Consider the following 8,242-nt stretch of genomic DNA (forward strand, 5'->3'; position numbering starts at 1 on the left):
GTTAAAAATTGAATGAAGCAGACAGTCTGAATGTCCGAGGTTCACTTAATACAAGGTAGTTTGAGCCAGGGAAGCCTCCTACCGACGCCCAGTAATTATTGTCAAAGACGTTATCTACACGAGCGCGAAGTGTGATGTCGGTCATTCCTGCAAAGAAGCTGTAACGAACGCCTAAATCGAAACGATTGGATGCATCGACTTCAAGGCTATTATCGGCACTGGCATATTGTTTCGATGTATAGGCCGCACGTGCATCGACAGTAAGCCCTGGAAGGGCATCAACATCCCACTCAATATTAATGTTAGCTTGTAAATCAGGAACACCAATGGCCGTTTTGCCATCTAGTGTACCGTCTTGAGTTTTCGTCATTTCCGCATCGAGCCAAGTGAATCCGCCCAAAACACGTAAATTTGAAGTTGGCATGCCAAATACGCTTAACTCAAGCCCTTGGTTTTGCTGTTCACCATCGGTACTGAAAACATTGTCTTTAATAATTGAGCTTTGCTTTGAGGTGTTGAAAACACTCAATGAACCACCGTATTGGCCAGCATCATATTTCACACCTACTTCTATTTGCTCGGCGCTGTATGGGTCAAAAGCTTCACCCGCGTTTTCAATTGGTTCACCACCGCTTGATGCAGGCGCTACCTCACCAGGAAGCAGCCCCTCGATATAGTTGGCGTAATAAGACACCTGTTCTGACGATTTATAAACAATGCCCACAACCGGCGTGAATTGAGATTCGTCGTACCCTGACAACTCATCACCTGTATTGTAATCAAAGGTGCGGGTTTCAATGTTTTGAACACGGCCACCAAGGGTTAAGAGAATTTTTCCATCGTTAAACGAAATCATGTCTGCAAGAGCAAAACTAGAAAGGTCTGTTTTTTCTGTGATTAGTGGGTTGCTAAGGTCGCCACCAATAAAGAAGTCAGCATCGGGCACGGTTGCCGTTACCGGGTTATAAATATTTCCAGCAAAGCCGCTAAAATCTGAAAACGCATAGGCATTTTCAGATTCTAGAAAAAACGTTGATGCAGACGTAATGATCGTGTGTCCCACGCTTGCGGTTTTGAATTCGATATTGAGACCCACTTCACCTGAGCGAATTTCATCATTTCTAACGTTATCAAAACGGTAAGCGGAAAAGTCGCCATTTGCTTCTGCCTGTCTAGGGTTAGCAAACACATTATCTTCTTCACCCGATCTGAAACCATACGCCGCCCATGCAGTGATGTTGTCGGTAAAATCGTATTCTCCTCGAACCGCACCGAAAAATTGACGCTCGTTAGTGTAAGTCCACTCTTGGGCAAAATTGGTGTCGCTGTCAGGCGCTTCTGGAATTGTACTGCCTGGCGTGACTGCAGGGCGTGGTGAGTCAACCTGATGGTCTTGGTAGCCCAAATCCAAAGAAAGACGGAAGTTATCGCTATCGTGATCAATGCCGATAGCAGCAACGCTCAATTCACGATCTTGGTTATCGATGCTTGTTTCGCCGCCTCGTTGTACAAAATTAGCTCTTACGCCGGTACTTTGGCTGTCGTCGCCAAATCTGCGGCTTACATCTGCTGCGCCATACCAATGTCCTTGAGACTCGTATCCAAGCGTAACACGGTTTAATGGGTCGTCGCCCGCGCGCTTAGGCACTATATTCACCGAACCACCTAAGCCGCTCCCGCCCGGTGCTGCGCCGTTCAGAAATGCACTGGCGCCACGGAAAACCTCAACGCGTTCTGACAACTCTGCAGCAACATATTGGCGAGGTAAAACACCATACAATCCGTTGTAAGTCATATCGTCAGAATAAACGGGAAACCCGCGCATTACGTATAGTTCTTGAAAATTACCAAAGCCTTTTGCCACACGAACCACCGGATCGTTTTGCAACACATCGGCGATACTTCTTGCTTGCTGCTCCCTTATGATGTCTGCGGTAAAGTTGGTGCTTGCGAATGGAGAGTCCATCATGTCGAGATTACCTAAAATACCCGCACGACCACCGCGAGATACTTGGCCTCCTGCAAAGCTATCTCGTAATTCAACCTGAGATGCATCAACAGTAATATGCTCAATGTCATCATTATTATTTTTTTCTGTTTGTGCATATACAGGCGCGCCTGCAGACGACAGGCCGATCATCACGGCTAAGGCACTTTTAAGCAAATTCATGGGAGCTCCAAAAATCAAAAGACAACGAATATGATAACTATTTTTATTTTAAAAAGGCAGGGTATGTTCCGTTAAAATATGAATTTCGTCTTTTATTTGAAGAGGACTATCGTGCTTTGTGCCTAGATTTTAGGTAAAAGTCCGCACACGCTTCTATCCATGCAACGTGGTTGAAGGGACGAAGAGAGTAAAATTATTTTGACTCGAGAAGTTTAATCCAGTGATCAAATACGCCCAGATTTTCGAGAATGATCTTAAAACACATTAGTATAGGCACGGCAAGTAAAACGCCTACCACACCCCATAGCCAACCCGTTATTGCTATCCAAATTATGATTATTAATGGGTTAAGCTGCATACTTCTTCCTAGCACCGCAGGCGTGATGAGTTGTGATTCAATAATATTCAATATTAAAAACAGACCCGCAGGCAGAAACGCACTGTTGGTAAGCCCAAACTGAACAAGCCCAACTACCAGCAATACCACACAGCTCGCCACACCACCCAAGTAGGGGACAAAGTTCATCAGCGCAACCAGCGCTCCCCAAAGTAACGCATCGTCTATTCCTAAATAGTAAAACACGCCTGCTGTAGATAATCCTAAGCATGAGTTTATGATGCTGATGGTGACGATATACGAAGACAGCTCCCTTTGAATTTGATCGACCAATACCAGCGTTCGTCGCTTGTTAGTAACTATGGGGAAGTCTCTTACAAAAACATTGAATAGGTTGGGGCCAAAAACCAACAAGAAGAAAATTAAAACAATACAGGCGAGCACCTGTGCCAGTAAAAATGGCGCGTTACCGAAGAGTGTGAGCCCAATATCTATTCCGCTTTGTTTAATTTTGTCCGTCACAGAGTTTGTGTTGTCTTGCGGTGGAGAAATTTCAGGTGACTTCTCATCGTCACCAAACCAGCTAAAGAATGAACGTTCTTTTTCAACGGGTTCAGCTGGAGGCGTTGCATAAGCGTCGATGTTGCTGCTTATCTCTTCAATTTCTTTGGATATCTCGGCAGCAATTTTGGGGAGAGATTGCATCCAGCGTTCTGCCGGTTCAGCAAGCTCTATACCTAAAAATGTAAACGGCGCGACCAGCAAAGCAATCAGGGCTCCTGCTGAAAGTGTGCGAGGTATCAATAACTTGCGTGCGAATGCAACAAGAGGGCTCAAAAGCAGAGCAACAAAGGCGGAAAAGAAAAGAGGAACAAGTAAAGATTTGGCAAGGTACAATGTATAAATGACAGCAAAAATCACAAGAATATTTAGCAGTCTGGTTTGTTGGGCTATTTTGGGGAACTTACCAGCATACTTCGCGTTCCCTTTATCTTGATTCGAGCCAGCGTTGTCCATGTCTTAGCCTTGGTAGAAAGTGATCTTGGTAGAACTTTTACTAGTGATAGCGTAAGTGTTACGAAAATTTAATCATTTAAGTTCAATTACCGCACCGCTATAGAAGTCGCTTTGTACTGCTTTACGTAAATCGTTAGCTAAATAGTGATTTCTACTTTAGTATAATTTTTTCTGCATTATTTGAGCGAATTATGTCTGAGCCAATAAGTAGGGCTCATCTTCTTTTACCGACGACATCCCCTTTCAAGCTCTTATAGAAAACATAACTGGTGCGGTGATATTTGCCGATGATAATCAAGATGCCGTTATTACCATGGGATGGATATTGGAGGCAAAAGGGTGTCAGGTTCAAGTAGTGGAAGATGGGTCATCCGCATTAAAGGCTGTCGCGTCTTTCACGCCCGATTTAGTGTTGTTGGATATCGGCATGCCGGGTATGAATGGTTACGAATTATGTACGGCACTTCGTCAAAATCGCGCGTTACCATACGGCACGATGCGCCAAAGGGCTTTAAAGCTGTATTGGCTGCCAGCTATAAACCTTCGATGGTGTTATTGGTAACACATTCGATAATATCGCAACAGTGTTGTGATCTTTCTGAGTAAGAAAGGTACTACTAAAACCATGCACGGATTAATTTTTTAACGGAGAGTACTAATGCCCCGCATTACTCGTCGTCACTTTCTTCAATTGGCAGGTTCAGGTTTGCTGGTTGCGCACAGTCCTTATTTAATGGCACAGCCTTCGAAAAAGAAAATAGGCGTGGCGCTGTTAGGGTTGGGCAATTACAGCACAAATTTACTCGCCCCTGCCTTACAGGACACTAAACACTGTGAATTACGGGGGATAATCACGGGGAGCGAGAGTAAGATCCCGCAGTGGCAGCAAAAGTACGGCATTAAAGACAGTAATGTGTACACGTACAGCACCATGGCAGATATTGCGAATAATGACGATATTGACGTTATTTACGTTGTAACGCCTACTGGCACACACAAGGACTTTGCGGTACAAGCCGCAAATACCGGAAAGCATGTGTGGTGTGAAAAGCCAATGGCCATGGATAGCGAGGAATGCCAAGCTATCATAGATGCGTGTAACAAAAATGGCGTGCAGTTGTCGATAGGCTATCGTATGCAGCACGAACCCAATACCCGCACTTTTCATCAGTATCTTGAAACTAAGCCGTATGGAAACTTGACCGCGGTATCGAGCTTTGCTGGTTATGCAGGACAAGGAAGAGCGCCTGATAACTGGCGAATGAAAAAGCACATGGGCGGCGGTGCACTTTATGATATGGGCGTTTACGCGATAAACGGCGCACGCTTTTTAACGGGCCGTGAGCCATTAGCGGTGACGGGAAGTCATCCACCACAGCGCTTTCCAGAGACGTTTACTGAGGTTGATGAAACGACCTTGTTTACGATGGACTTTGGCGACGGACTAGTGGCCGATTGCGGTACCAGTGTAGTGAAAGGGTTTAATCATTTTAAAGCTGATTGTGAAAAGGGCTGGTATCAACTTAAACCCATGCAGAGCTACAGCGGGGTAACGGGCACCACGTCTGATGGAAAAACGCTGGCTCCTATAAACGGTATGCAGCAAACGCTGCAAATGGATAACGATGCACTGGCCATATTAACTGGACGACAACCTATGGTGACTGGCAATGAAGGTCTGGCCGATATCCGCATTGTGAACGCTATATTTAAGGCGGCGAAGACAGGGGAAACGGTAGCGTTATAAGGCGCTTTTACGCGAATACGCTACCGGACAGTGAATGCCATTTGTTCACATTACGACTGGGTCTAGCAGGCTTTTTTGTCTTAGCTACCGTTCATCAAGAAGGTTAATCAGCGCATCTAGGTCCTTTTTGTCAGCTAATTCACTAAACCATTGGGATATTTCTGTCGCCTGAATTAGCCCCACTATGGTCCCCAATACAAAACCGCGGTGCACGTTGTCGCCCCCCACGTTGGTGTTCGCAATCAACGCCTTTTTAGGCGTATCAGCATAACGGTAAGCGAAGTACAAAACGGCGGGCCACGCGTCTGAGATATAACACGCTGGCGAATACATACGACCAACAATCTCGATATCGCTTTTGCTTTTTGCCGCTATCGCAGCCAAATTCATGTGCACAGATTTACGGGCAATATCTTCTAAAATGGCCTTGGGTGATTCACCTTCTCGATGCACTAATTTGTAGATTAACTCAACATAGAAATCGCACACCGATGCTAAAGACTCATCCGGGTGAGTTAAATAAAGGTGACTACGACACAGGCGTTTGATGTCCTCAAGGGCTGTGCTTTTGCTTGCTTCTACTACCGCCAAAGGTGTTACCGACACAAAAGCGCCTATTGAAGCCGTATCATGTGTAACCGCCCCACATTTGTGTGCTGGAGTACCTTGTTCTAAGTTCGCAAAAAAGCCTCTGTGATAAGACTCAGCGTATGTGTCAGGGTGTTTGGGTTCATCAGCGCGCATAAAGCTAATATATTGAGTTAAAAACTCGTTTTCGTCATACCCTTTAAGTGCGCATGATAAAACGATACGCGCGCAATGTGCATTGAGTGTATTTTCTCCCGCTTTCATACCATGATGGTAATGAATGTTGTCCTTGCCCCAATACTGCCTTTTACCTTTGAGAATAACGTCGCCCACTATCTCTTTTTGATTTGCAGATGCCTTATTCGCGCGCCCATCTTGCTGCGTGGAATGTAGCGACATTATTGAAGACGGATGAAATGATGGCGCATCCTCAAATTGCTCTATCCCTAACGGAAATGCCTTATAAATATCTGCTGGGTTGTAATACCAATGTACCGGCATAGCCAACGCGTCGCCGATAAACGCGTTCTTGAGTGCCGCTTTTGCTCGTTTGATTGACAGTGAAGACATTTCTTTAAGCCTACCTCTTACGCAGTGCTGTGCGGGATTGAATAATCAAGTACCTTTAAATTACGCACTGTAGGTCGAAAATGATCGTTCTAATGCTCATCGAAAAGCGACTTGTTGCGGATATATTTTCGCATGTAGTGATAGGTAATTGGGCGTAACAACCAGCTGTGAAGCGACATCAAAAAGCGTTTATGGGTAGGCGTGTTTTCGTAAATTTTATCATCGTGCAGCCACAGCATCTTGCCAACGTGCCAGAAGTAAAAAGGGAAGGGCGGCATAAAGGTTATTACATCTAAATCGCAGCAAATGCGATACGTTCTATGGTGTAGCGTGTAGTGCTTATACCAAGAGCGCGTGCCCACTGCGGGCTGTCCGAAAGTCACTACCCTTTTTACTGACTTTGCGTATAAACGCTCAAAGTAATCAGCCATTAATACCGCTACTGCGCCGCCGGACGAATGGCCAATGAATGTAAAGCGCTTGCCTTGCTGCCTAAGTGGTTCAAGCACTTTTACAAGTAGCTCTCTAAGTGGTAATGCTTCATTGGATGTCTTAGTGCTGGAATACATAGGTTGAGCCAATAGCCGCGCAAACCCCCAGTGGACCCAGAATTTTCTGTTTAACTGATTGAGTTTGTTTGGGATGAAGAATAAATTCGCTAGCCAATCTCTTACCCCCAATGATCCGCGAAAAACGATAATGACCTCTTTTTTATTCTCGACCCACAAGATTCTTACGCTCATTCTGCCGTACTTATCGACTAGCTGGCGTTCATAAAAAGGATCTAAGATTTTTTGGTATTGCTCGTCGGCATCAGGGTAGGCGAGTTGGCAGAGAATGGCATATCTTTCATATTGATAGCGTTTCAATTTCTTCATGAAAACTCGTATTGGAGCATTTAGCGTTTTTGAAGCTGAGCCGTTGAAGACTCTTTCACTGAATACTTCACGCTACAGGGAGTTTATTTCAGTGTTATGACGGAGCGCGTCATTTTTCTTTAACTTGCTCAGAGTAAAGCCCCTTTTCACGGCAATACTCACTTAACTCAATTTCGCTCAATGCTGCTGTTTCTAAAACAATTGCGAACTTTTGCTCTGGTGACTAACCTTCTGAACTATTGCTACCTGCCAAACTAGAACCTGCTTGTAAATACTTATCTCGCCATGAATACAAAATAGATAAGTTGATACTCTCTAGCTTTGCGAATTGGCTTAATGATAAGCCACTTTCAACCAGCTTTCTAATGACGGTTTTCTTATGGTCTTCAGGATAATGCTTCACTAATAACTAACTTACCGCTCCTGTTATATTTTTATGAAAAACTGAGGCGACAACTATCCTGACACAGGGGGTATCGGGGAAAGCCTAAAAACGTGATGTTCCATAGCGACCAGGGATGTCATCACATGAGCCGAAAATTCCGTCAGCTAATTTGGCGGTATCGCTTAACACAAAGTATGAGTCGCAGGGGAAATTGTTGGGATATAGCCCGATGGAACGCTTTTTCAGAAGTCTCAAAACCGAATGGGTTCCAACTACTGGTTACCGGAATTTTGCTGAAGCAAAGCAGAAGATTGGTGATTACATTTATGGCTATTACAGCCGACTGAGACCGCATTCATACAACGGTGGTCTAACACCGAATGAATCGGAGAAACGTTATTGGAATAGCTACAACGATGTGGCCAAAATGACTTGACCACTACAAGCTAATTATCAGTTTGACTATTAACCAGCATGCTAAACTTGCGATGGCGTCATTTTCATTTTTGCCCATTCGGCAAATTCTTGATAGGTACAGCAATCGGAGAAT

At 44.7% G+C, this 8,242-nt stretch carries 7 protein-coding genes and 1 pseudogene; 3 read left to right on the forward strand and 5 right to left on the reverse strand.

The features are described 5' to 3' along the window. Position 1: 1 nt before the first annotated feature. Positions 2 to 2,170, reverse strand: a complete 2,169-nt coding sequence (locus MHM99_RS17250; RefSeq protein WP_202941953.1) for a TonB-dependent siderophore receptor — start codon at positions 2,168 to 2,170, stop codon at positions 2 to 4. A gap of 193 nt (positions 2,171 to 2,363) precedes the next feature. After that, entirely contained in the window at positions 2,364 to 3,524 is a 1,161-nt protein-coding gene (locus tag MHM99_RS17255; RefSeq protein WP_049588171.1) for an AI-2E family transporter, read from the reverse strand. 274 nt (positions 3,525 to 3,798) lie between these two features. On the opposite strand from MHM99_RS17255, the gene MHM99_RS17260 reads away from it, so the two are divergent. Together MHM99_RS17260 and MHM99_RS17265 are read left to right on the forward strand one after the other, a co-directional pair. Continuing rightward, positions 3,799 to 4,086: a response regulator gene (locus tag MHM99_RS17260; RefSeq protein ID WP_239220219.1), complete on the forward strand. Its 288-nt coding sequence runs from the start codon at positions 3,799 to 3,801 to the stop codon at positions 4,084 to 4,086. 96 nt (positions 4,087 to 4,182) lie between these two features. After that, complete coding sequence (locus MHM99_RS17265) at positions 4,183 to 5,271, forward strand: Gfo/Idh/MocA family oxidoreductase (protein ID WP_168463062.1); 1,089 nt, start codon at positions 4,183 to 4,185, stop codon at positions 5,269 to 5,271. A gap of 84 nt (positions 5,272 to 5,355) precedes the next feature. Here MHM99_RS17265 and MHM99_RS17270 read toward each other — a convergent pair whose 3' ends face one another. The 3 genes from MHM99_RS17270 to MHM99_RS17280 all read right to left on the reverse strand — a co-directional run bounded on the left by MHM99_RS17270 (position 5,356) and on the right by MHM99_RS17280 (position 7,710). Next, positions 5,356 to 6,429, reverse strand: a complete 1,074-nt coding sequence (locus tag MHM99_RS17270) for an ADP-ribosylglycohydrolase family protein (protein ID WP_049588176.1) — start codon at positions 6,427 to 6,429, stop codon at positions 5,356 to 5,358. Positions 6,430 to 6,518: 89 nt separating this feature from the next. Continuing rightward, positions 6,519 to 7,307, reverse strand: coding sequence for a lipase (locus MHM99_RS17275; RefSeq protein WP_014950619.1), 789 nt, complete (start codon positions 7,305 to 7,307; stop codon positions 6,519 to 6,521). A 223-nt stretch (positions 7,308 to 7,530) separates the two neighbouring features. Then, positions 7,531 to 7,710, reverse strand: a complete 180-nt coding sequence (locus tag MHM99_RS17280) for a transposase (protein WP_053103825.1) — start codon at positions 7,708 to 7,710, stop codon at positions 7,531 to 7,533. A gap of 74 nt (positions 7,711 to 7,784) precedes the next feature. Between MHM99_RS17280 and MHM99_RS17285 the strand changes: the two are divergent. Beyond that, a pseudogene (locus MHM99_RS17285) lies at positions 7,785 to 8,128 on the forward strand (integrase core domain-containing protein); the annotation flags it as partial. Between the last annotated feature and the right edge of the window lie 114 nt (positions 8,129 to 8,242).

It is taken from the genome of Alteromonas sp. MmMcT2-2, from assembly GCF_022348305.1.
Classification (GTDB): Bacteria; Pseudomonadota; Gammaproteobacteria; order Enterobacterales; family Alteromonadaceae; genus Alteromonas; species Alteromonas macleodii.